The 21,507-nt window shown below is 36.2% G+C and carries 19 protein-coding genes and 2 pseudogenes; 15 read left to right on the top strand and 6 right to left on the bottom strand.

All coding sequences use genetic code 11. The features are described from left to right. Window positions 1-523: 523 nt before the first annotated feature. Both APF76_06695 and APF76_06690 read right to left on the bottom strand, forming a co-directional pair. Window positions 524-1,660, bottom strand: a pseudogene (locus tag APF76_06695). A gap of 14 nt (window positions 1,661-1,674) precedes the next feature. Next, window positions 1,675-2,298: a hypothetical protein gene (locus APF76_06690; protein KUO50142.1), complete on the bottom strand. Its 624-nt coding sequence runs from the start codon at window positions 2,296-2,298 to the stop codon at window positions 1,675-1,677. Between the two features lie 295 nt (window positions 2,299-2,593). On the opposite strand from APF76_06690, the gene APF76_06685 reads away from it, so the two are divergent. The 3 genes from APF76_06685 to APF76_06675 all read left to right on the top strand — a co-directional run bounded on the left by APF76_06685 (window position 2,594) and on the right by APF76_06675 (window position 4,577). Beyond that, on the top strand, window positions 2,594-3,139 hold the full coding sequence (locus tag APF76_06685; GenBank protein ID KUO50161.1) for a hypothetical protein: 546 nt from the start codon (window positions 2,594-2,596) through the stop codon (window positions 3,137-3,139). Between the two features lie 23 nt (window positions 3,140-3,162). After that, window positions 3,163-4,074, top strand: a complete 912-nt coding sequence (locus APF76_06680; GenBank protein KUO50141.1) for a hypothetical protein — start codon at window positions 3,163-3,165, stop codon at window positions 4,072-4,074. A gap of 257 nt (window positions 4,075-4,331) precedes the next feature. Next, window positions 4,332-4,577 (top strand): hypothetical protein, encoded by a 246-nt coding sequence (locus APF76_06675; GenBank protein ID KUO50160.1) that lies wholly within the window; start codon window positions 4,332-4,334, stop codon window positions 4,575-4,577. A 79-nt stretch (window positions 4,578-4,656) separates the two neighbouring features. On the opposite strand, the gene APF76_06670 is transcribed toward APF76_06675, so the two are convergent. Further along, complete coding sequence (locus tag APF76_06670; GenBank protein KUO50140.1) at window positions 4,657-6,570, bottom strand: carbon monoxide dehydrogenase; 1,914 nt, start codon at window positions 6,568-6,570, stop codon at window positions 4,657-4,659. Between the two features lie 146 nt (window positions 6,571-6,716). On the opposite strand from APF76_06670, the gene APF76_06665 reads away from it, so the two are divergent. The 3 genes from APF76_06665 to APF76_06655 all read left to right on the top strand — a co-directional run bounded on the left by APF76_06665 (window position 6,717) and on the right by APF76_06655 (window position 8,522). After that, window positions 6,717-7,061 (top strand): hypothetical protein, encoded by a 345-nt coding sequence (locus tag APF76_06665; GenBank protein KUO50159.1) that lies wholly within the window; start codon window positions 6,717-6,719, stop codon window positions 7,059-7,061. 202 nt (window positions 7,062-7,263) lie between these two features. Further along, the gene (locus APF76_06660) at window positions 7,264-7,686 is read left to right on the top strand and encodes an inosine-5-monophosphate dehydrogenase (GenBank protein KUO50139.1); all 423 of its coding nucleotides are present in this window, start codon (window positions 7,264-7,266) and stop codon (window positions 7,684-7,686) included. 14 nt (window positions 7,687-7,700) lie between these two features. Then, a complete protein-coding gene (locus APF76_06655; GenBank protein KUO50138.1) occupies window positions 7,701-8,522 on the top strand; it encodes a hypothetical protein in 822 nt (273 codons plus the stop codon). Here the strand turns inward: APF76_06655 and APF76_06650 are convergent. Then, a complete protein-coding gene (locus tag APF76_06650) occupies window positions 8,512-9,138 on the bottom strand; it encodes a hypothetical protein (GenBank protein KUO50137.1) in 627 nt (208 codons plus the stop codon). The genes APF76_06655 and APF76_06650 overlap by 11 nt on opposite strands. Window positions 9,139-9,345: 207 nt before the next feature. On the opposite strand from APF76_06650, the gene APF76_06645 reads away from it, so the two are divergent. Then, window positions 9,346-10,680 (top strand): hypothetical protein, encoded by a 1,335-nt coding sequence (locus tag APF76_06645; GenBank protein KUO50136.1) that lies wholly within the window; start codon window positions 9,346-9,348, stop codon window positions 10,678-10,680. A gap of 212 nt (window positions 10,681-10,892) precedes the next feature. Here the strand turns inward: APF76_06645 and APF76_06640 are convergent, their stop codons facing one another. Beyond that, complete coding sequence (locus APF76_06640; protein KUO50135.1) at window positions 10,893-11,780, bottom strand: hypothetical protein; 888 nt, start codon at window positions 11,778-11,780, stop codon at window positions 10,893-10,895. Between the two features lie 241 nt (window positions 11,781-12,021). On the opposite strand from APF76_06640, the gene APF76_06635 reads away from it, so the two are divergent. The 3 genes and pseudogenes from APF76_06635 to APF76_06625 all read left to right on the top strand — a co-directional run bounded on the left by APF76_06635 (window position 12,022) and on the right by APF76_06625 (window position 14,627). Beyond that, a complete protein-coding gene (locus APF76_06635) occupies window positions 12,022-12,936 on the top strand; it encodes a selenide, water dikinase (protein KUO50158.1) in 915 nt (304 codons plus the stop codon). A gap of 39 nt (window positions 12,937-12,975) precedes the next feature. Further along, the gene (locus tag APF76_06630) at window positions 12,976-13,944 is read left to right on the top strand and encodes a hypothetical protein (protein KUO50134.1); all 969 of its coding nucleotides are present in this window, start codon (window positions 12,976-12,978) and stop codon (window positions 13,942-13,944) included. A gap of 332 nt (window positions 13,945-14,276) precedes the next feature. After that, window positions 14,277-14,627, top strand: a pseudogene (locus APF76_06625) (hypothetical protein). Window positions 14,628-15,105: 478 nt separating this feature from the next. Here the strand turns inward: APF76_06625 and APF76_06620 are convergent. Beyond that, window positions 15,106-15,717 carry a hypothetical protein gene (locus APF76_06620; GenBank protein KUO50133.1) on the bottom strand — a complete coding sequence of 204 codons (612 nt, stop codon included), beginning with the start codon at window positions 15,715-15,717 and terminating at the stop codon, window positions 15,106-15,108. 252 nt (window positions 15,718-15,969) lie between these two features. Here APF76_06620 and APF76_06615 point away from each other — a divergent pair, with 252 nt between their 5' ends. From APF76_06615 to APF76_06595, 5 genes are all read left to right on the top strand, one after another. Then, window positions 15,970-16,857, top strand: a complete 888-nt coding sequence (locus tag APF76_06615) for an acetaldehyde dehydrogenase (acetylating) (GenBank protein KUO50132.1) — start codon at window positions 15,970-15,972, stop codon at window positions 16,855-16,857. 45 nt (window positions 16,858-16,902) lie between these two features. Then, the gene (locus APF76_06610) at window positions 16,903-17,859 is read left to right on the top strand and encodes a 4-hydroxy-2-oxovalerate aldolase (GenBank protein ID KUO50157.1); all 957 of its coding nucleotides are present in this window, start codon (window positions 16,903-16,905) and stop codon (window positions 17,857-17,859) included. A 28-nt stretch (window positions 17,860-17,887) separates the two neighbouring features. Next, window positions 17,888-18,664 carry a hypothetical protein gene (locus APF76_06605; protein ID KUO50131.1) on the top strand — a complete coding sequence of 259 codons (777 nt, stop codon included), beginning with the start codon at window positions 17,888-17,890 and terminating at the stop codon, window positions 18,662-18,664. A gap of 54 nt (window positions 18,665-18,718) precedes the next feature. Beyond that, window positions 18,719-19,639 (top strand): hypothetical protein, encoded by a 921-nt coding sequence (locus APF76_06600; protein KUO50130.1) that lies wholly within the window; start codon window positions 18,719-18,721, stop codon window positions 19,637-19,639. 250 nt (window positions 19,640-19,889) lie between these two features. Beyond that, the gene (locus tag APF76_06595; protein ID KUO50129.1) at window positions 19,890-21,482 is read left to right on the top strand and encodes a hypothetical protein; all 1,593 of its coding nucleotides are present in this window, start codon (window positions 19,890-19,892) and stop codon (window positions 21,480-21,482) included. Window positions 21,483-21,507: the final 25 nt, after the last annotated feature.

Below are 21,507 nucleotides of genomic sequence, written 5' to 3'. Positions count from 1 at the left end.
CCCAGGTATCAAAATCTACTGAGGTTAATAACTTTTCCATTAAGTTTCTATATTCCCACATCTTAAGGTTTGTATCTTCTAAATCCCAATGCCAGTAGTACTCATTGGAAATCACAACTTTATCTTCAAAGTGATTTGTTGAAAAAGCAACCTCAAGAATTTTAGAAGCTAACCCATAATGTCGCCAATATTTGCTAACTTCAATTCCACCTAATTCTAGCATTTGTGATAATTCAGGGTGGCTCCAGCGTTGGTAATCATCAGGCCTATGAAATGTTACATATCCAACAACTAAGTTGTCATGGCGGGCTATAAAAACTCTTCCTTCAGGCAAAGCTGATATCTCTATAAGAGCACTTTTTTGTTTTTCATGGCTTCTAAAAGCTTTTAGACATGGTTCTAAATCTAGTGCTTTTAAGTAATCAGGGGTTACAGGGCCTTCTATAACAATATAGCCAACTGGTGTTTCTAATCTTAATTGTTCTAAGGAATTATTTTTTGCTGTGATGATGACACCTCCTTGGCTTTGTAAAAGACGAGTCAAGGTGATTATATTTTTTTCTTTAATTTCATTTATGCGAGAGTGGGCTTTATAAGAACAAGGTTGGTCATTTAGCGTTTCCAATAGAGGAACTGGGCTAAGCTTTTGCCAGTTTTTTAACCATTCATCAGGCAAGAGATTTGGAAGAACTCGATCTGACACTTCCCCCCATACAAAAGACCAGGCACGGGGGACAACATTCCAAATATCATAACCTCCACCCCCTACAGCAACCCATCTTCCTTGAGCATATTCATGGGCTAGTTGATGAACACGTTTCGGTATATAGGAAAGGGTTTTATTAGTTACTGAAATATGGCTTAATGGGTCTAAATGGTGAATATCACATCCATTTTGACTAATGATTATATCAGGTCTAAATTTTTTGGTAATTTCAGGCAAAAGATTTTCAAGACATTCTTGATATGAGGAATCGTTGGTATAGGGTTCCATAGGTAGGTTTATGCAGTTTCCCTTACCTAATCCAACACCTAACTCATCAATGTTACCAGTTCCGGGAAAAAGATAACTACCCGACTCATGTATAGATACTGTTAAAACATTGGGATCACTATAGAAAAACCACTGCACTCCATCACCGTGATGGGCATCAGTATCAATGTACATAACTTTTAGCTGATATTTTTTTCGCATCCAAGCAATAGCCACAGCTATATCATTGTATATACAAAAACCTGAAGCCTGATTCTGCTGGGCGTGATGTAAGCCACCACTAATATTAATGGAATGAGTAGCCTGATTTTCAAGAACTACTTCAGCCGCCTTAATGGTGGCTCCTACTGCAAGGCTGGCTGCTAAATGCATATTTCTGAATATGGGATTGTCATCAGTTCCTAGACCGCATGACAGGCTTCTGCCAGTTGGAGATTTTTCCAGACATGCATTTTTCACCATTTCAATGTAAGGTGGATCGTGTACAAGAGCTAAATCTTCAAAGGAGGCAGGCGATGGTGAAAGAATATCACTTGAACTAAGGACACCCATTTTTATAAGCAAATCAGTAGTTAATTCTAGGCGAAGGGGGTCAAAAGGGTGCCTATCAGTAAACTTATATTTGCATAATTGCTGTGAGTATACATATTTCCCAGAACCGGGCATAGCAGAGTGCCTCCTTATGGCCACAATACTTTAAAACCAACTTTTCTGACCTCTTTAATGATTCCTTCTGGATTCATTGTTCCTACACGCATAGTTAGCGTACTAAATCCAGGTTTATCTTTTACTTTTCGAAGAAAGACGTTATTGATATTAATGTCCATCTTCTTCATGATTTCAGCTATGTCCGCTAATATGCCAGGTCTATCTAAAAACTCCACAATAATTAGAGAACCCGGTGTTTCGACTCCCATTAATTCAACAAGTGCCCGAATTAAATCTCCATGGGTTATAATACCTACTAGGTTGCCTCCATTAATAACTGGTAAACAACCAATTCTATTATGATAAAGTAAACGGGCTGCTTCATCTACTGAGTCTAATGGATGGGCAGTTATTACCTCAGTATTCATTATTTGGTCTACTGTAATAGATTGTATTAAGCTAATGTTTTCGCCTTCTAAAGTCGAAGGTTTTGCATCTCTTAAGTCCCTGTCAGACACTATTCCCACAATCTTTTCATCTAAAGCAACGGGCAGGTGTCTTATTCTGTGGTTATTAACTAATTTTAGTGCATCATATATATTGGTATTGGAAGATATGGTAATCACTTTTTTTGTCATTATTTCCTCTACTAGCATAGTAACATCCTCCTTACTTGCAAAATTGAAATAATTAAACCTTTTCTACCTTTACATGATAATTCCTCCTTGAAAAAAGTTTTTCATTAGGTTTAATATTTTGCTCTAAAGCTTACAGTATATCTAGAGGATGATTTGTAATATATTGCATACAAATTATTTAGTTTAAATGTCTTGGAATAATTTACATTACTTATGAGACAAGGTAGAATAATTATAGAGAGATACTAATATTATTATGATAACTAAGAAGGGAGGGAGCAATAAGGGAATAGAGCCTTATTGCGCTCATATTATGGAAATATTGCTAGGTATCGTCGGTGTTCTTATACTAATTGCAGTTTTTATGTACAATAGGCTGATTACATTAAGAAACTCTGTGAAAAATGCATGGTCCGGGATAGATACTCAATTACAAAGAAGGTATGATCTTGTGCCAAATCTTGTCGAGACAGTAAAGGGTTATGCGGCTCATGAAAAAGATGTGTTAGAAAGTGTAACAAAGGCCAGAACTGCGTTTTTAAATGCAGGTTCAGTCAAAGAAACAGCTCAAGCGGAAAATATGATGGCTGGAGCCCTCAAGTCTCTTTTTGCAGTATCTGAGAACTACCCTGATCTTAAAGCATCTCAAAATTTCTTGATGCTACAGGAAGAGCTTGCTGGAACAGAAAACAAGGTTGCCTATGCTAGGCAAAGGTATAACAATTCTGTAATGGATTACAACACTGCTACTCAAAAGTTCCCGGCAAATATATTTGCCAATATGTTTAATTTTAAGGAAGCTGATTTCTTTGAAGTTGAGAATCTTGAAGTTCGCCAAGCTGTAAAAGTTAAGTTTTAACAATAGTTAGGAAGGTAGATATTATGGGAATTTATCAACAGATACAAAGGAACAAAAGGAAGACATATGTCTTTTTAGCATTCTTTATCTTTTTGATAGTGGCTGTTGTTTATGCCACAGGTATAATGCTAGACCCTGGAACTGCTTATGTTTTTGCCACTATTGCTTTTATTTTTACTTTAGTAGGTAGCTTTTTTTCATATTATTATAGTGATAAGATACTATTAAAGATGGCAAAAGCCAGGCCAGTTTCTAAAAAAAAGGAACCCTATCTATATCATACAATTGAAGGGGTAGCAATTGCAGCAGGCATCCCAACACCAAAAGCCTATGTAATTGAAACAGATGTGCCAAATGCTTTTGCTACAGGGCGCAATCCTGACAATTCAGCTGTGGCAGTTACCAGGGGACTAATGAATATGCTAAATAGAGAAGAGCTTGAGGGAGTAGTAGCCCATGAAATGGCCCATATTAAAAACTATGATATATTATTTGCTACTTTAGTAGTTGTTCTTGCTGGCACATTAGTGTATTTATCATTTATCTTGAGAAATGCCTTTTTCTTTGGCGGCATGAGGGGTGGTAGAAGAGGGGGAGGCAAAGCTAATCCCATTATTATGATTGTTGGTATCATAACAATAGTGCTTGCTCCAATTGCTGCAAAGATAGTTCAAATGGCAGTATCTAGAAATAGAGAATACTTGGCTGATGCAACTGCCGCAAATACGTTGGGATATCCATTAGGATTGGCCTCAGCACTTGAAAAGCTAGGAAAGCATAGTAATCCTGCTAAGGCACAAAAAGATGGTTTTGCCAATGAAGCTAATGCAGGGCTTTTTATAGTAAATCCCCTATCAAAGAGAATCAATGTTAACTCTTTGTTTAGTACCCACCCTTCAATTGAACAACGAGTAGCCAAACTGAAAAATATGTAGATGTTTTTTAAGGTATAAAATATCTTAGATGGCGATGAATTTGTATGCCTAGAGTGACTATTTAGTGAATACTACATAGCTAGTCAGAATGTATTTAGTGTCTGTCTATCTAAGGTTAAAGTAATTTAATGGATGATGAACCATTAAATTTAAAAATTGTAAATATAATGTAGCAGATATATTCTCCTTTCATAGTATAAATTAGATAATTGAAAGGAGAGATAAAGATGTCTATGTTTTATAATAGTGACAAAAAGATAGAGACTTCCGACAATCTATCAGCACGTCAAAAGGGTTGTCCCCAATTACCAGGTACTTTACTTCGTATTTTTATTCCACCAGGAGCTGTGATAAATCTACTGAATCTATTAGAAGTAAGTTCACCTGGGGGAATATGCATTATTGTAAGGATACCTTTATTAGGTGATAATTTAAACTTTAGCCAAATCCTTGATAGTATTAAAGCAGCTGGAGGCACAGTAGAGGTAGTTAACCAGAAGTAAGTTATCCAATAAACATGTGGTAGCAAAGAAGATCGGGCCTTTTAAAATAAAAGACCCGATTTTTTACTTTAGACTTTATTCAAATGCCTAGCTTTTGTCTCTTTTTATTTATATGATCTTCTATTGCCTGGGCAATTTCTGCTGGATTATCACCAATAGCAACCTTTCCACCTGTTATTCCTTCAAGGTCCTCGGTTAACAGTTTGGTAAGTTCAGGTCCACCTGTAACAGGAGGTGTTGGTGATAGGTGAGTGTATAGACCATAGGCCAAAGCAAAGAGTCCATCTATAGTTGCTTTTTGCTCCATCCATTCTGGTGCACTAACAGCAACAGGTAAATCGGATGTATCCACTCCTAAAGCATCTGCTAGGGCTGTTACCAGCATGGAGATTCGTCCCGTGTCTGTACAAGTCCCAAAGGGAAGTACAGGTGGAATGCCAAGGGAACTACATACCTCTTTTAAGCCTTCTCCCGCATACTGCAGGGCATCCATATTTGCCATGCCAGCTACCTCTAAACCATGGTTTCCGCAGCCTCCTGCTAGTATTAGGATATCTCTCTTGACCAACTCTTTGGCAAGGTTAACTGTTACCCAATCCTGAGGACCATTTTTTAAAGATGCACAGTTTACTATTGCTACAACGCCTTTTATCTTACCAGCCTTAATCACATCCAGTAAGGGGTCTAGTTTTCCACCTAAAGCATTAAGTATTGATTCTGTTGAAAAACCCGCAACAGCCTTTGTCTTCATCTGAGGTACATATGGCTTTACGTGCTCCCTTCTTATTGGATAGTTCGCGATTCCCCACTCTAGTAGTTTATGAGCAATTGCTAGTCCTTCGGGAGGTTTGTAATCAAGATTTTTTTCAACCTTGGGTACTCGAACTAAATCATTGATGGATACCAAAGTAACCTTGTATTTTTCACCATAGGGGTGTAGGTTTGGTGGTGAACAGTTTTCATCCATTGCGAAGACATCAACAGTACCAGTAGCAAGTAGTGGTTCAATTGCCAGCCAGTTTCCTGTATGCCCTACAAACACCTCATCCATCTCAAAACGCTGAAGTAATTCTTGCCCAGTTTCAATAGAACCTATTACCCTAATTCCTTTGGCACCTGCCCGTCTTGCTTTTTCCTGCCACTCAGGCTTTCTAGCTTCATAAATTGTGGCAACACCTACCCATGGTTCATGGCCGTTAAATACTATGTTTACGTAATCTGGATCCATGACCCCAAGATCCATATCCACCTCATGGGGTACTGGTGTTCCAAAAAGGATGTCTTGAACCATCTCCAACGGTATCTGAGCTCCATATATACAGGCTATTCCTAACCTCATGGCTTTTTTTGCTAGGGATATATAGTCTCCATCAACGTTTGTCAAGCAGCTAGCAGTTGCATCTTTGATTTCGTGTAACACTCCTGCCGGGAATATGGCCAGATCCTGCCACAGCTTTTGCCTCTTCTGTGGAGCAAAGACCTGGATGAGTTTGCTTGGTTCCTGGTAATCCTTTGATAATTCAGCTATAAAGTAATCAGCTAGTCTTTCAGCAACCTGTTCCTGGGAACCAGATGTATCAATTCCAAGCTTTTGTGACATGTCATACAGTTTGTTTTTGTCTTTAATTCCAAATGGGGTTTTGCCTTGAGCTGTTGATTTTAGTGTGCTAAATGCCATGAAGGCATGGTGAGCATATGTAGCTGTACCCATAACATTTCGTAACAGCATATCCCTCATGGCCATGGCATCTGGGCTTATACCACAGACTCCTAACTCAGCGCCAGATTTATTTGAAATTCTACAGGGACCATTACTACAAAGCTGGCAACTTACTCCATCAGTACAAAAGTTACAGCGAATCTTTTCCTGAGGATCCATACGGTCAAAAACATTACTCATTTCGTCAGGCACTAATCGGTTTTCATACATGTTCTGAACAGAATCATGATAGCTAATACGTCCATTTAATCTGTGTATCATTTCCTTGGCCATTTACATTCCTCCATTTACGTATTCTTTAGTTAGTATTGGAAAATACTTTAAAAAAAATCACTTTAGTTCTCTGGAATATTATGGATAGTCATAATGAAGCTATGTTTTCTGTGATAAATATCATAGAAATTCAAGATGCTTATTATATAATTGTCCTAGAAAGGGGAATGATTATGGCAAATAAAGACAAGGACATAAAAATACTAGTTGATTTCATAGACATATATTGTAAGAAAAACCATGAGGAAAGTAAGAAGTACCTCCTTGATGGACATAATATTTTGTTGTGTAAAGAGTGTATGGAGTTAGCTTTGTATGCCATAAAAAAAAGAAAATTTTGCAAAAAGGATCCGAAGCCAGCTTGTAAAAAGTGTGATACTCCATGTTATTCAGCAATCTACAGAGATAAAATTCGTAAAATTATGAAGTTTTCTGGGATCTATTATGTTAAGAGGGGGAGGTTAGATTACCTATATCACTACTTATTCTAATGGCGTTACTAAGATTCCCGATTAAGAACTATTCGAAATAAGATACATATAATATAGTCCTGAAATTGGATATTAATTTTTTATGAAGTTTACTATGCTTTTCTTGTTATAGTTAGACTTTTGCATTATCATTATAGTTAGCTATGAACAATTTTCATAAGCATAATCTAATTTGATTATGCTTAGAAGGGAGTTTTTACGTATGATTATTCCATTTTTTCTCACACCAAAACAGGAGGTTATAATATTATCTCCCAAAAATACAATGAGGCAGGCTTTAGAGAAAATGGAGCACCATAGATACTCTGCTATTCCATTAATTGATGAAAAAGGAAAGTATGTAGGCACAATAACAGAAGGTGATTTGCTCTGGAAGATAAAGAACACTCCCGGTTTAAGCTTTGAAAATACCAACAAAATATTATTGACTGAGGTTCCATGGCACATTAAAAATAGACCAGTAAAGATTACTGCAAGAGTGGATAGCCTGTTAATGCTTGCTATATCTCAAAACTTTGTTCCTGTAGTGGATGACAATGATGTTTTCATTGGAATTGTTAAACGTAGTGATATTATAGAATACTGTGCCGACTTATTAGAGAAGAAAGAAGGAAAGGTTGGCTAAGGAAAGGCATTTGCATGAATATAGAATCAAAGTATTGGGAAGTTCCACTAAATGATCACGAAAAACACCATATTGATATGGAATTGGTTGAAGAATTAAATGAAAGATATGATGATGAGGAGGAAGCCGAAATAGTCGGTAACCCATTTCTTAGGGATTTAGCTATTAGGGTAATAGGTATAGTTACCGTATTAGTTTTCATACTGTTAATTCTGGGTAATGGGTTCAAAATTTTCACGCTCCCTTCCATTGATTTTTTAGCCAAATCGAGAGAATTGGCTGGGAATCCTGAAATAGGGCAATTAAGAGAATCAGTAGTGGTTGTTAATGCCATGCGTAGCAAGGGGACAGGCTTTAATATATCGCCAACGGGTTTGATTGTTACTAATTATCATGTGATTAGTGACTCCAGAATAGTGTATGTAAACTTCATTGATGGAGATATTTATCATGTAAAAGAAATAGAGAGTTTCCCAGAGATTGACTTAGCTATTTTAAAGATAGATGGAGAAGATATTCCTGTTATTGATCTTGAAAAGGAAGAAACACCTAGAACAGGTGATGAGGTTTTAATAATAGGAAATCCCCTTGGCTTTACAAGAGTCATTAATAAAGGCCAAATCACAGGAATTACCAGATTAAATGGGTGGGATAAAGAAGTTTTAATGATAGAAGGAGCTATTCATAAAGGTAGTAGTGGCAGTCCTGTATTTAATGACGAAGGCAAAGTGATTGCTGTTGTGTTTGCTACTTTAAGATCTAATACAGATAATGATGATCCTGTAGGCTTGGCGGTTCCTATCAATCATCTTTTAGAGAGGCTGTCTATTCATTAATGAATGGCACAAAAGCAAAACCAGGATAAACTTCTTCTTCGTAGCTTCTAGAGGTAATTTTGTTGAGTAGTTTCAAATGTCCATAAGCATTGTCAAGAGGAATTACCATTTTACCCCCTGTTTTAAGTTGCTCGGTTAATGCAGGGGGTATAGTTTTTGCCGATGCATTTACCAGTATCCTATCAAATGGAGCATTTTCAGGCCAACCTTTTGCACCATTTCCCTCCATAAATAAAACGTTTTCATATCCCAGCTTGGATAAGTTTTCTTCCCCAAATTTTTTTAATGAATTAATTCTTTCAATAGCATAAACATTCCCGTCTTCACCCACGAGCTCTGACAGTAATGCTGTTGTCCATCCTGAACCTGAACCAACATCCAATACATGATGCCCATTTTTTGGTTGTAAAAGCTCTAGCATGAATATAACTGTAAGAGGCTGGGATATTGTTTGACCTTCCTTTAATGGTAGTGGTCTATCCTGATATACGTACTCTTTATATTCTGGGATAATAAAATTGATCCTGTCTACCTTTAAAAGAGCTTCCTTTATTGATGAAGTTTTTAATACACCTCTATTTTCAAGCTTTTGTACTAGTTCTTCTAAGCTTTCCATAGTATCCTCCAGATAATAGATCTTACAAACATATTATTACCAAAAAATAGTTCTTTATGGGTTATTTTTATTATTGTTTAAAAGTCTAATAGTAGCAAGCTTAAAACATCTTTTCATATTTTAACAAAGTAACTACAAATTAAACAGGGAATTTATATATTTATGGAGAATATCATTATTAATATAACATAATACGGGGGGCAATGAATGGAAAAATTATTTGTGCTGGACACAAGCGTTTTGTTGCAGGACCCTAACTCCTTATATGCTTTTGAAGAAAATGAACTTGTAATACCTGCGGTTGTTTTAGAGGAGATTGATAGTAAGAAAAGACAGGCTGATGAATTGGGTCGCAATGCTCGACAAATAGCACGTACCCTTGACAGTCTGCGAAAGAAAGGAAAGCTCGATAAAGGAGTCGATCTAGGAAATGGAGGAAAACTACGAATTGAACTCAATCACAGACATATTACTTGTTTGCAAGGTGTTTTCCATGAAATAAACAACGATAATAGAATACTAGCTGTTGCTCTTAATCTTTTTGAAGAGGAACAGAAAAAAGAAAAACCTCGAAAAGTTTATCTTGTTAGCAAGGACGCTTTAATGCGTATTAAGGCAGACACATTGGGAATTCCTGCCCAAGATTATCTGTCTGATATGGTTATAAAACAAAATGACCTGTATCCAGGTTATGAAACACTAGAAGTAGATCCTTTGATTATAGATAAATTTTATAGTGAAAAATTCCTCGACATTTCTATTGAACCCTTTTCCAAATATCAAGTTTACCCGCATGAATTTTTTGTTTTAAAAGATAAGCTTGGCTCATCAAAATCTGCAGTTGCCTATTATAACGATGAGAAGAAGGCCCTTGAGCACCTTTGGATTTCTGATAAAGATGTCTGGGGTATTTATCCAAGAAACCTACAGCAGAAAATGGCTATGCAGCTTTTGTTAAGCGACAATATTCCTTTAGTAACCTTGACTGGTAGAGCTGGTACGGGAAAAACACTCCTAGCCTTAGCCGCCGGCTTGTATAAAACGGAGGAATTAAACTTGTTCAATAAGCTTTTAGTAGCCCGACCCATTGTTCCTATGGGTAGAGAACTAGGTTTTCTGCCAGGTGACAAGGAAGAGAAGCTACACCCATGGATGCAGCCAATCTATGATAACATGGAGTTTTTGTTTGGCACACATAAAGAAGGGAGACTTGAAGATATTCTAGTTGGGTTAAAGAAAGTAGAAGTGGAAGCCCTAACTTATATCCGAGGTAGGACCCTCCCTAATCAGTTTATTATCATTGATGAGGCCCAAAATCTAACAAAGCATGAAGTAAAAACTATTGTATCAAGGGTAGGAGAAGGCAGTAAGATTGTCCTTGTTGGAGATCCAGAACAAATTGATCATCCATATATGGACTTCACTAGTAATGGTTTAACATATCTAGTAGAGAAATTTAAGGATCAGTCTGTTGCTGCTCATGTTACCTTAGAAAAAGGAGAAAGATCTACTTTAGCACAGCTTGCATCACAGCTTTTATAAGGATATTCTACCAATCCACAAGAAACGCCTGTTTTTGTCTCGAACAGGCGTTTCTGCTTTGTTAGGGGCACTTAGACACGGTCTAATGGAAGGAATATGTATATAAGGATTGTATAATTAAAATATATGAGTCCTAGCTGAACATTTGATAGATAATGTGTAACTTCCAATCACAGATGCTATGCATTCATTAATGTTGAATTAATGGTCTGTTAGCCATTAATTCTAATGAAATTTTTCTTTAACAATGCTGAAAAAGCTAATGCTGCTGGAGAGAGCCTTGCTCCTTTAGGATAAACCAACAAGAATGGGCGTGTTGATTTCATTTGCTCGAGTGGAAGTAGAAGTCCTAATTGTAGCTCATATTCAAATGTGTATTTAGATAAAAAAGCAATTCCCATATTATTAATAACTCCTCGTTTGATTGCCTCTGTATCTCCTAAAGTCATTTTGCTCTTTGGTGAGATATTTCTTTTTACCAATAAATTATTCAATAAACGCTGGGTATCAGACCCATCTTCTCTACAAAGAAAGGTCTCCTCGGACAATTGTTTCAGAAGACTGGTAGACTTTATAAACCTATGATCCTTTGCTACTACTAAATAGAGCATGTCATCAGCAAAGTGTTCCTGATACAGTTGTAGGATATCTGTTTCACCAGCCACCAACCCTACTTCAACACTACCCTCAGCAGCCATTTTTTCTATTTCCCTGCTGTTTCCTATTTTTAAGTTAATTATAATTCCAGGATTTTTACAGTTGTATTGGGCTAACATGTTTGGCAGAAAATAATTAGCAATGGTGGTGCTAGCTCCGATAGTGAGTTCCCCACAAGTCAAATCTTTAAATTCTAACATTTCCTTTCTTGCCTCTATCGAGAGATTTATAATCTTTTCTGCATATACCATTAATCTTCTGCCTGCATCTGTAATAATTACCTGACGACCTTGCCTGTTAAAGAGTTGTAATTCTAACTCTTTCTCTAGTGCTGCCACCTGTCGAGATAGTGCAGGTTGACTTATGAATAACTCATTGGCAGCTTTGGAAAAATTACCACTAGTTGCAACCTGATAGAAAGCTCTTAAGTTTGAAAAATCCATGTGTTACCTCCTTGCTATACGCATACTGCATAGATATCATGTTATATATGCATTTCCATTATAACAAAAGTCATGCTATATTAGAACAAATAAAAAACGTCGAGGTGTTGGAATGAAACAAGAACTATTATTTAAGCTAACAGCCTATTCTCCAGGATCTGGTTGAGCCTGTAAGATAGGTCCAGCGGACCTAGAGCAGGTACTAAGTTGTTTGCCATCAGTAAAAGATGATAAGTTATTAATTGGTCTAAAGGAAGATGCAGCTGTATATCAAATAAATCCATCATTGGCTATTGTACAGACAGTTGATTTTATAACACCTGTGCTTAATGATCCATATGCCTTTGGTGCTGTAGCTGCAGCCAATGCTATCGGGGATATCTATGCTATGGGTGCTAAACCCGCCTATGCCTTAAACATAGTGGAGTTTCCAGTTAAAAGCTTACCCTTAAGTATATTACAAGAAATTTTAAAAGGGGGAACTGATAAAGCTTTAGAAGCGGGAGTTACAATTGCTGGCGGACACTCAGTAGAAGATAATGCACCCAAATATGGTATGGCTGTAACTGGATTTGTGAATCCAGCTCAGATGGTAAGAAAATCTGGATCCCAGAAGGGAGATGCGTTGTTTCTAACAAAACCATTAGGAATAGGTATTTTAACTACTGCGATTGATCGTGGATTGACGGGTAGTGAAACAGAACAAGAAATATATAATATCATGGCACATCTAAATAAAGGAGCTTCGGAGGCGATGATAGAGGTAGGTGTTCATGCTTGTACAGATATAACGGGTTTTGGGTTGTTAGGGCACTTAAGAGAGATGATGAATGGCAGTAATACTTCAGCTCAGGTTTTTCTAAACAAGATTCCATTAATAGAAGGTGCTAAAGAATTAGCTAAAGCTGGAGCAATCCCTGCTGGGACTCACAATAATTACCGTTATATTAGAAATAACGTTAAGTGGGAAAGACATAGCTCTAAGGAAGAAGAAATGCTTTTATGTGATGCTCAGACAGCTGGGGGTTTGTTGATAGCTGTTTCACAAGAAAAAGCAGAACAATTAAAAACAGCATTAATGAAGGCAGGTTGCTTGGTAACAGCAGAAATTGGACGAGTGATAGAAAAAAGTGAAAGGGTTATTGAGGTTTTTTAATAAATACTTGGAATTAAAAAAGCATAAGGAGGATTTATCATGAAGTTTACACCTTTTAAATTTCAGTTGCCCTTAGCTGCAGGTGGAGTTGCACTAATGGCTTTCAATTATTTAATGTTTGCAGTACCACATGGGGAAGGACTAATAACAATATCAAATATAACATGGGCTAAACTATCCTTGGGTCAAATCTTTACATTTTACCCTTTAATTGGAATTATGTTAGCATTAACTATAATAAACTTGCTCTTTAGTATTGTTTTTGTGAAAAGCCTCATTCAATGGTTGTTCAATAATAAGGAATATAAGGATTTTATGAATGGAGCACCAACACAAAACATAGGGATTTTAGTACCTATTGCCTCTCTGTCTATGAGTGCAAATGTGATCTTGGGTCCAGTAGGTTTTTTTATTCCAGAATTATCATCTAATTTGCAATCTATGATGTTACCAGCATTAATCTTTTATGGCTTCTTATTGTGTATGCTGTTTGTGCTTGAACTTAAGCTTGTAAAAGCCTGGTTTTGCCAGCCACTTGATTTACCTAAATTAAATTTTGTTTGGTTAATTGACGTTTTTGCATTTGGTGTAGTTAATTTAACTGGTTCTGGAATTGCCTCTATGGCAAGTGATAGGGTGATCTCGTCTATAGCAGCTTTTGCTTCATTTTTTGCGTTAAGTGTTGGGATTTTCTTATTAATAACTAAATTGACATATTTGGTTTATCTACAGATACAATCCAGCAGCTTACCTCCAAAGCAGGTTCTGCCAAGCTACTTTATAGTAGTTCCCATTACCTGTCTGTTCGGATTTAGTTTTTATAGAATTACATCCTATTTGAGCTCGCATTTTGAATTTAATGTAGATGTTTTATCCTTCTCATTTATTAATTTTTCCTACGTTATCACAATCAGTTGGGCTATTTTTTGTTTATACTTGCTAAGTGATTACTTTAAGAACTATTTTTATAAAAGTGATTTTTCTCCAACCCAATGGAGTATGGTCTGAGCTTTTGTTGGCTCTCAAGTTTTGGGAGTTTATGTTTGGGGAAATTACTATCCGAGTACAATACTTCTAGTTTTAAATTATGTAAGTATAATTTTTGCAACGATCCTATTTACCTTTATTTCAATTAAATTTTATCAGGCAGAAAAGAAAAATAGCTTAGTCATAGCAAAAGGTTCGCTCCAATCGTCCAGAGCATAGTTTGAATTATTACTGAAAGGAGGCTGAGGTTTGATAGACTGAAAAATTTGGGTTCAGGTGCCATTTTGCTGGATTTACTATAGGGTTGAATATTAAGAAATAGAAAAGTTTAATTTAGAAAGGATAGGTGACAAATGAATTGCTTATTTATATTAAATGAAAGTCCTTACGGTTCTGAAAAAACATATAATGCTTTACGACTAGTTATGGCATTACAAAAAGAACAAAACAACGACGTGATAGTTAATTTATCAGCAGATGGAGTTTACAATGCTGTTAAAGGTCAGAATACCCCCCAAGGATTCTATAATGTGGAGCGTATGTTTAAAGGCATTTTGGCAAAAAAGGGCAAAGTAAAACTCTGAGGTTCCTGTATGGACGCTCGTGGATTGAGCGAAGAAAATATGATAGAAGGCACAGAAAGGAGTTGCATGGCAGAGTTAGCTGAACTGACTGAAAAAGCCGATAAAGTTTTTATATACTAAGCTTGCTAGTTCCATGTAGTAAAGGGATTGTTGTCCAAAGAGATTTAAGTGATAAGGCTTTTATCATGGATGCTGTAAAGTGAGTCGTATATACGTACCCGAAATTATTATAGCTTAAAATTGGTATATAGAATGGCATCTAAATTAGCAATGGGTGAATAATTCTATTCATAGTCTGTATTGCTATTTTATATTTTGAGGTCATTCAAACTGAGAATTGGCATGTTTTTCATATCAAAAGCCTTCCAAAACGGAGCTTGCTATAAAAACAGGGGTGCTTCAATACAGACCCCTGTTTTTTTGTACTATCAGAAAGTATAAGTTCAACAAGGTAGATAGTATTCACAAAGACTAAGGCTCCCGCCTGCGTCAAAGACTTGGCGCACTATAGTACTGGTATTTCTACGCATTGCAAAAGACACAATGCTAGAACTACTGGCGCAAGCCAAGTTTTGTTTTAGTGTTTAAATTTAAGAAACTATTCTTTAATGCTTTCTTTGTTAATCAGATCTCCTAACCTCAAGTGAGGATCTTTACTATCCAATTGTATTTCGAGATATTTTTCAAGATAAGGCCGAATATCCTCTTTACAGGCAACATCAGCTATTTTTACTGCAAGTTGTGGATGCCTACCCAACTTGCCCCCAACAATAAGTCGCCAGAATTCTTGACCAGTACTTATCGCTTCCTGTGCACAAAACTTTAGGCAATCCCCACAGCCTATACATTTTTCCAAATCAACTAAAACCTTATTACTGCCGTCCAAAAAAAGTGCACCTTCCCTGCACTGCCTTATACAATTTTCACATAAGGTGCATTTCTCTTCAAAAACCTCAGGGTATATTGCTTTGTAAGCTCCAAAATCTTTTATTTGTGGTTGGGAGCAGCAATTTGGGCATCCTGCTAAGCTGATCTTAAAAACCTTGGAGTGCTTAAGGCTATCTTGTAGTACTTTTTGTCTTCTTAAAGAATAATTCGTGTTTTTGAGTGCTTCAGTAACATATTTTACTAGCTCGCCTGGATCGCCTAAAGCCCTGGGGCAACTATCTTTGGCGCGGCAGCATTCAATTTTTACAAGCTCATTTTGCATTTAAAATCCTCCAAAAATCATTCTTGTATCATTATACATTTATTGAGGAGTTTTGGAAGAGGTTTCTCATGAAATGATTCTGCGCTAAACTTAAAGAAATTATTTTTGCTAATTAAAAGGAAATTTTAAGGACATGAAGAATTATATCTGTATAATATAACTAAATGGTGTTTAGCATTACTAAACAACGGAATTACATCTTTGATAGTGCTGGGTGTCATAAAAGTTTAAATCATATGGAGGTATAGTTAAATGGCACAAAAAATTAAAGTAGCAATTATTGGTCCTGGAAATATTGGGATTGACTTAATGTATAAGTTAATGGAAAGTAAGTATGTAGACCTAGACATTATGGTAGGTATTGATCCAAACTCAGAAGGACTTAGACTTGCCAGAGAAAATGGGTTTAGAACGTCCGATAAAGGTATTTCTGCAATTCTTGGAAATGATGAGATTAAAATAGTCTTTGATTCAACAGGAGCTAGGCCTCACTTAAAACATGCTCCATTATTAGAAAAGGACGGAAAAGTGGCTATTGATTTAACTCCGGCTGCAGTTGGTCCTTATGTAATACCTACTGTAAACCTAGATGAGTATATAGATAGCCCAAATATCAATCTAGTAACCTGCGGGGGGCAAGCTACAATTCCCATGGTAGCAGCAGTTAGCCAGGTGGCAGAAGTTGAATATGCAGAAATAGTAGCAACTATAAGCAGTAGAAGTGCGGGACCGGGTACCCGTCAGAACATTGATGAGTTTACCAAGACAACTGCAAAGGGAATTGAAATAGTAGGTAGAGCTAAAAGAGGAAAAGCAATAATTATATTAAACCCTGCCGAACCACCTATTATGATGAGGGATACAATCTATACTAAAGTAAAAAATCCAGATGAAAAGGCTATCAGGGAATCAGTAGCAGCTATGGTTTCCAAGGTCCAAGAATATGTACCTGGTTATAAATTGAGAGTTCCTCCAATAATTGATGGAGACAAGGTCACTATTATGGTGGAAGTGGAAGGTGCAGGTCATTATTTGCCTAAGTATTCTGGTAACCTCGATATAATAACCTCTGCAGCAAAAGCAGTTGCTGATAAGATAGCCCAAAAAATTGTCAAGGATATTGAAAAGGAGGTAGTTTAATTGCAAAAGCGAATACGTATAGTTGATTCAACATTACGAGATGGTATGCACGCTGTTAGTCACCAGTTTTCACCAGAAGATATGGCACAAATCGCTACGGCATTAGATGAAGCAGGTATAGATACCATTGAAATTGGGCATGGCGATGGTTTAGGGGGGACTTCATACCAATATGGATTTGCCAGAGCTTCTGACGAAGAATATTTAAAAGCTGTTTCTGGAGTGTTAAAATATGCTAAACTAGATGTATTATTATTACCAGGAATAGGAACGAAAAAAGACTTGGAATTTGCTGCAAAGTATAATGCCAAAGTTGCTAGAATAGCAACACACGTTACTGAAGCAGATGTTGGAGAACAGCACATTAAGTTAGCTAAGGAACTTGGAATGGAAGCTATAGGGTTTTTAATGATGTCCCATATGGTAACCCCTGAAAAAGTTGTAGAGCAAGCAAAGCTTTTTGAAAGCTATGGTGCAGATGTAGTGTATGTAACAGACTCAGCAGGAGCCATGGTTCCTGTCGAGATTGCTGCGAGGATCAGAGCAGTAAAAGAAGCGGTGAGCATTCCGGTTGGACATCACGCACACAATAATTTGAGTTTAGCATTAGCTAATACGTTAGCAGCTATTGAAGCAGGTGCTGATATGGTAGATGGTACATGTAAGGGATTAGGTGCAGGAGCTGGAAATACCCAAACAGAGGTATTAGTAGCAGTTTTAAATAAGCTAGGATACGAAACTGGTGTAGATCTATACAAAATAATGGATGTTGCTGATGATATAGTTGCTCCTAAAATGAAAAGGCCACAGGTCATAGATAAAAACTCTCTTAGCATCGGTTATGCTGGAGTATATGGAAGCTTCTTATTACATGCAGAACGCGCAGCAGAGAAATTTGGTGTTGATGCAAGGGATATACTAATTGAGTTGGGACAGAGAAAGACAGTTGGTGGTCAAGAAGATATGATAATTGATGTTGCTTATGAATTAAGTAAAAAATAGAAGCTTGTAAAACTGGAGGATTATCTAAATGGGGGAGGACAAAAATAATCTTAAGTCAGTTGATAAGGCATTCCGGATCATTGAACTTATGGCACAGGAAAGTCGACCTATGGGTGTTACAGAGATTAGCAAAAAGCTAAACATAAATAAGAGTACAGTTCATGCAACTTTAAACACATTAATCGGAAGAGGGTATTTCGAACAGGATGCTGAAGGTGGTAAATATAAATTAGGTATTGCATTTACTTTTATTGCTAATGCCTCATTAAACGGAATTGATTTCCGCAGCAAAGCAAAACCCATTATAAAACGCCTTTCGCAGCAGATTAATGAAACTGTACACATGGTCATAATGCGCCAGGGAAAAGTGGTTTATATAGAAAAGCAGGAAAGTATTCAATCCATGAGAATTCATACTGAAATAGGTAAAAGTCAACCTTCCCACTGTACAGGTGTTGGCAAGGCCATATTGGCATGGATGGATGCTGAAGAGAGGGAACAAATAATTAGAGAATATGGACTTCCTAAATATACAATTAATACTATTACAGATGAGGAAGTCTTTAATCAACATCTAGAGGATATTAGAAAAAAGGGATATGCAATTGATGATGAGGAGAATGAGGAAGGTTTAAGGTGTGTAGCTGCACCGATTATGGACCATTCAGGCAAAGTAATAGCTGCAATCAGCATTGCTGGGCCAACAACAAGAATGACCTTGAATTCTCTAAAAAAAATGGCTGAATTAGCTGTAGCGGCTGGCTTAGAAATCTCCAAAGAACTAGGTTTTAAGGGTCAGGCTTGACAAATTGACATTTTTGAAGGCATAAACAATGAAGTGTAGGGTGGTAGATGTAGATTGTATTTAAATGTTATAGAAACCATTGGTATATTCTTTTTATTAATATTTATGGGATTAGCGGCTAAACAGTTAAAATTGTTAAATGGTAACATAAGTCCTGCTTTGACACAATTAGTTATGAATTTAACTTTACCATTACTTTTATTAACTGCCTTTGATTTTGAATTAGAACTTGAATTAATAAGGCAAAGCTTATTAGTAGCCTTCACCTCCTTAGTAATTATAGTAGTGACTGCTCTAATGTTTAGACAAACAGTTAAGTACTCAAATACTGTGGAGAAAGAGAAAAACCTTCTAGAGTTTCTGTGTTTGTTTGGAAATACGGTTTTTATAGGCTTTCCAATTGTATTAGTAGTATTTCAAGAGACGGGTTTATTTTTAGCAATTATTTTTAATCTGGTTAATGTAGTTATAGTATGGACTTATGGGTTGTGGTTAATGACTCCAAAGGACATCAAAGTTACCAAATTAAAATTTCTTAAAGAACCGACTGTTGTTGCTATGTTCGCAAGTATTGTGATGGTCGCATTAAAGCTGAGAATACCATCTCCGTTTCTGGAAACCTTTGAAACAATTGGTTCAATGACATTTCCATTGTCCTTTATAATAATAGGGCTTACATTGGAAATTGATAAAATAAGGTTTAAGGAATTAAGAAAGTACTTTGCCATAACTTTTATACGATTACTTTTTATACCCATACTTTTATTTGTGATACTAAAACTGGCTAGTGTTTCTCTTATGGTTGCAGGTGTGGTTATTATTATGGCAGGCACACCTTCTGGTGTTCTTGCAACAATTTTTGCAGAAACGTATGAAGGCAACGTAAGAATGGCTAGTGAAGGAGTTGTGTTTACTACATTAGTAAGTATCGTAACAATCCCAGTTTTATTATTTCTTATCTTTAAGTTTTATTAAACAGGATTATTCAGACAACACAGAGCTACTAGTATGATATATAGAAACAGCGGTAAAAATCAGTACGACATGGTTGACGCTGTTTTTTTGTACGTTTCAAGTTATATATGTTATTATATAACTTGTTCAAAGGCTAATATGCTCTTGTATGGTCGACTGTAAATTTGATAATAGTTAAACGTAAAGTGTAATAAATGCCAAAGCCTTAATATGTAAGCTTTAATAAACTATAGAATATTAGGTGATACAGGTGAATGAACAAATTCAAAAAACAATTCATAAACTATTTGATTTAGAAATCATAGATGAACAGCATTATGAATGGGGAGACTTGTATTGGCTACAAATGGACCCAGACGGTTTTAATACTCAGCCAACCCTTTCTTTTGGCACAGCATTTCCAGGTAAAGAACAAGAGCTACACACACATGCTGGATATATAGAAATTTTGTATGGTATAGAAGGGGAAAGTATTCACATAATTAACGGAAGAAAGCTTGTTTTAAGAAAAGGAAAGCTTGGGTATGTTCCAGATGGTGCCCAACATTATCTGACTAATAAAACTGACAAACAATCTCAATTCTTAAGTATAGTATATCCTGCTTTACTAGAACCTCTTAATGAAATGGAGACAATAGATGACTTAAATCTATATGATATAGACAAATTAGTTAATCTTAATATAATTGCGGATAAATTTGCCCAAAGTGTTAGCCTGGCTGTCACATTAGTGGATTGTTCTGGTGACTTGCTAGCTGAACCAAAAAACTTCCCGGATTTTTGTACTCTTTGTATGAGACAAAAAGCAGGAAATTGTGTGTTGTGTACTGATAATGGAGATAAAAAGGGCAATGAACTTGTAGTTTTTAAATGTAAATTTAATGTGTATTCCATTCAATCACCTATTATTATTAATCAAAGACTGCTTGGTTATTTAGGATGTGGCTATGGAAGGGTTGAGGTATCTACAGATTATGATGAAGTTTTAATAAAGAGTTCTTTTTCAGAAAGGGATTATTTATTAGCTCACAAAGCTTATGTGAATCTAAACATTATCAATAGAAATCACTTAAAATCTGTTGCAGAAACTCTTTCCATTTTTAGTGCGTCTCTTGTACAGATGATAATACACTCAGCAAGGGGGAAGCAAATAAGTGCTTACAAACTTAGCTTGGCAAAAGAAGAGCAAAGAAAGGCAGAACTTGAAAGTTCTTTAAATGAGGCAAGGTTAAAGTTCTTAGAATCACAGGTAAACCCACATTTTCTTTTTAATACTTTAAACACAATAGCCCAAACTTCATTAATGGAGGGTGCTACCACAGCCTCTAGTCTCACTTACGCATTATCTAATTTGTTAAGAAGAAGTTTAGGTAAAACTGAATCACTTTTATCCATTGCAGAGGAGATAGACCAAATAAATGACTATCTGTTGATACAAAAGACTAGGTTTCCAACTAGATTTTCAGTAGAAATCAATATAGTTGAAGAAGTGTTGTCAATAAAAGTTCCCAACATGACATTAATGGTTTTGGTAGAAAATGCCATTCTGCATGGATTTACCAATATTAGTTGGCAGGGCAAATTAATTATTAACGGGTTTTTAAAAAACAATAAGGTTGTTCTAGAGGTTATTGATAATGGTTGCGGTGTGGAAAATAAGGTAGTACAGGAAGTACAGGAATTTACAAATCAAAACTTCAGCTCATTGTCATCCATAAAAGGGATAGGTTTAAAAAATATTTACAAGAGACTTGAGTATTACTATGGAATAGATTTTAGTTTTAATATTGAAAGGCTTTGTGAAAATGGTACAAAAGCGACCATAGAGTTGCCATTATCTTAATTAAATGAGCGCAAATGTAGTAGTT

Source organism: Desulfitibacter sp. BRH_c19, assembly GCA_001515945.1.
GTDB lineage: Bacteria > Bacillota > DSM-16504 > Desulfitibacterales > Desulfitibacteraceae > Desulfitibacter.
Note: the sequence above shows the minus strand (reverse complement) of the source record. Positions and strands in the feature narration are given on the sequence as shown.

Coding starts and splice junctions, on each gene's coding strand:
- APF76_06630 (KUO50134.1), top strand. CDS start 12,976: ATGAAGTTTACACCTTTTAAATTTCAGTTGCCCTTAGCTGCAGGTGGA.
- APF76_06605 (KUO50131.1), top strand. CDS start 17,888: ATGGGGGAGGACAAAAATAATCTTAAGTCAGTTGATAAGGCATTCCGG.
- APF76_06660 (KUO50139.1), top strand. CDS start 7,264: ATGATTATTCCATTTTTTCTCACACCAAAACAGGAGGTTATAATATTA.
- APF76_06615 (KUO50132.1), top strand. CDS start 15,970: ATGGCACAAAAAATTAAAGTAGCAATTATTGGTCCTGGAAATATTGGG.
- APF76_06670 (KUO50140.1), bottom strand. CDS start 6,570: ATGGCCAAGGAAATGATACACAGATTAAATGGACGTATTAGCTATCAT.
- APF76_06655 (KUO50138.1), top strand. CDS start 7,701: ATGAATATAGAATCAAAGTATTGGGAAGTTCCACTAAATGATCACGAA.
- APF76_06680 (KUO50141.1), top strand. CDS start 3,163: ATGGGAATTTATCAACAGATACAAAGGAACAAAAGGAAGACATATGTC.
- APF76_06640 (KUO50135.1), bottom strand. CDS start 11,780: ATGGATTTTTCAAACTTAAGAGCTTTCTATCAGGTTGCAACTAGTGGT.
- APF76_06685 (KUO50161.1), top strand. CDS start 2,594: ATGGAAATATTGCTAGGTATCGTCGGTGTTCTTATACTAATTGCAGTT.
- APF76_06620 (KUO50133.1), bottom strand. CDS start 15,717: ATGCAAAATGAGCTTGTAAAAATTGAATGCTGCCGCGCCAAAGATAGT.
- APF76_06650 (KUO50137.1), bottom strand. CDS start 9,138: ATGGAAAGCTTAGAAGAACTAGTACAAAAGCTTGAAAATAGAGGTGTA.
- APF76_06690 (KUO50142.1), bottom strand. CDS start 2,298: ATGCTAGTAGAGGAAATAATGACAAAAAAAGTGATTACCATATCTTCC.
- APF76_06610 (KUO50157.1), top strand. CDS start 16,903: ATGCACGCTGTTAGTCACCAGTTTTCACCAGAAGATATGGCACAAATC.
- APF76_06645 (KUO50136.1), top strand. CDS start 9,346: ATGGAAAAATTATTTGTGCTGGACACAAGCGTTTTGTTGCAGGACCCT.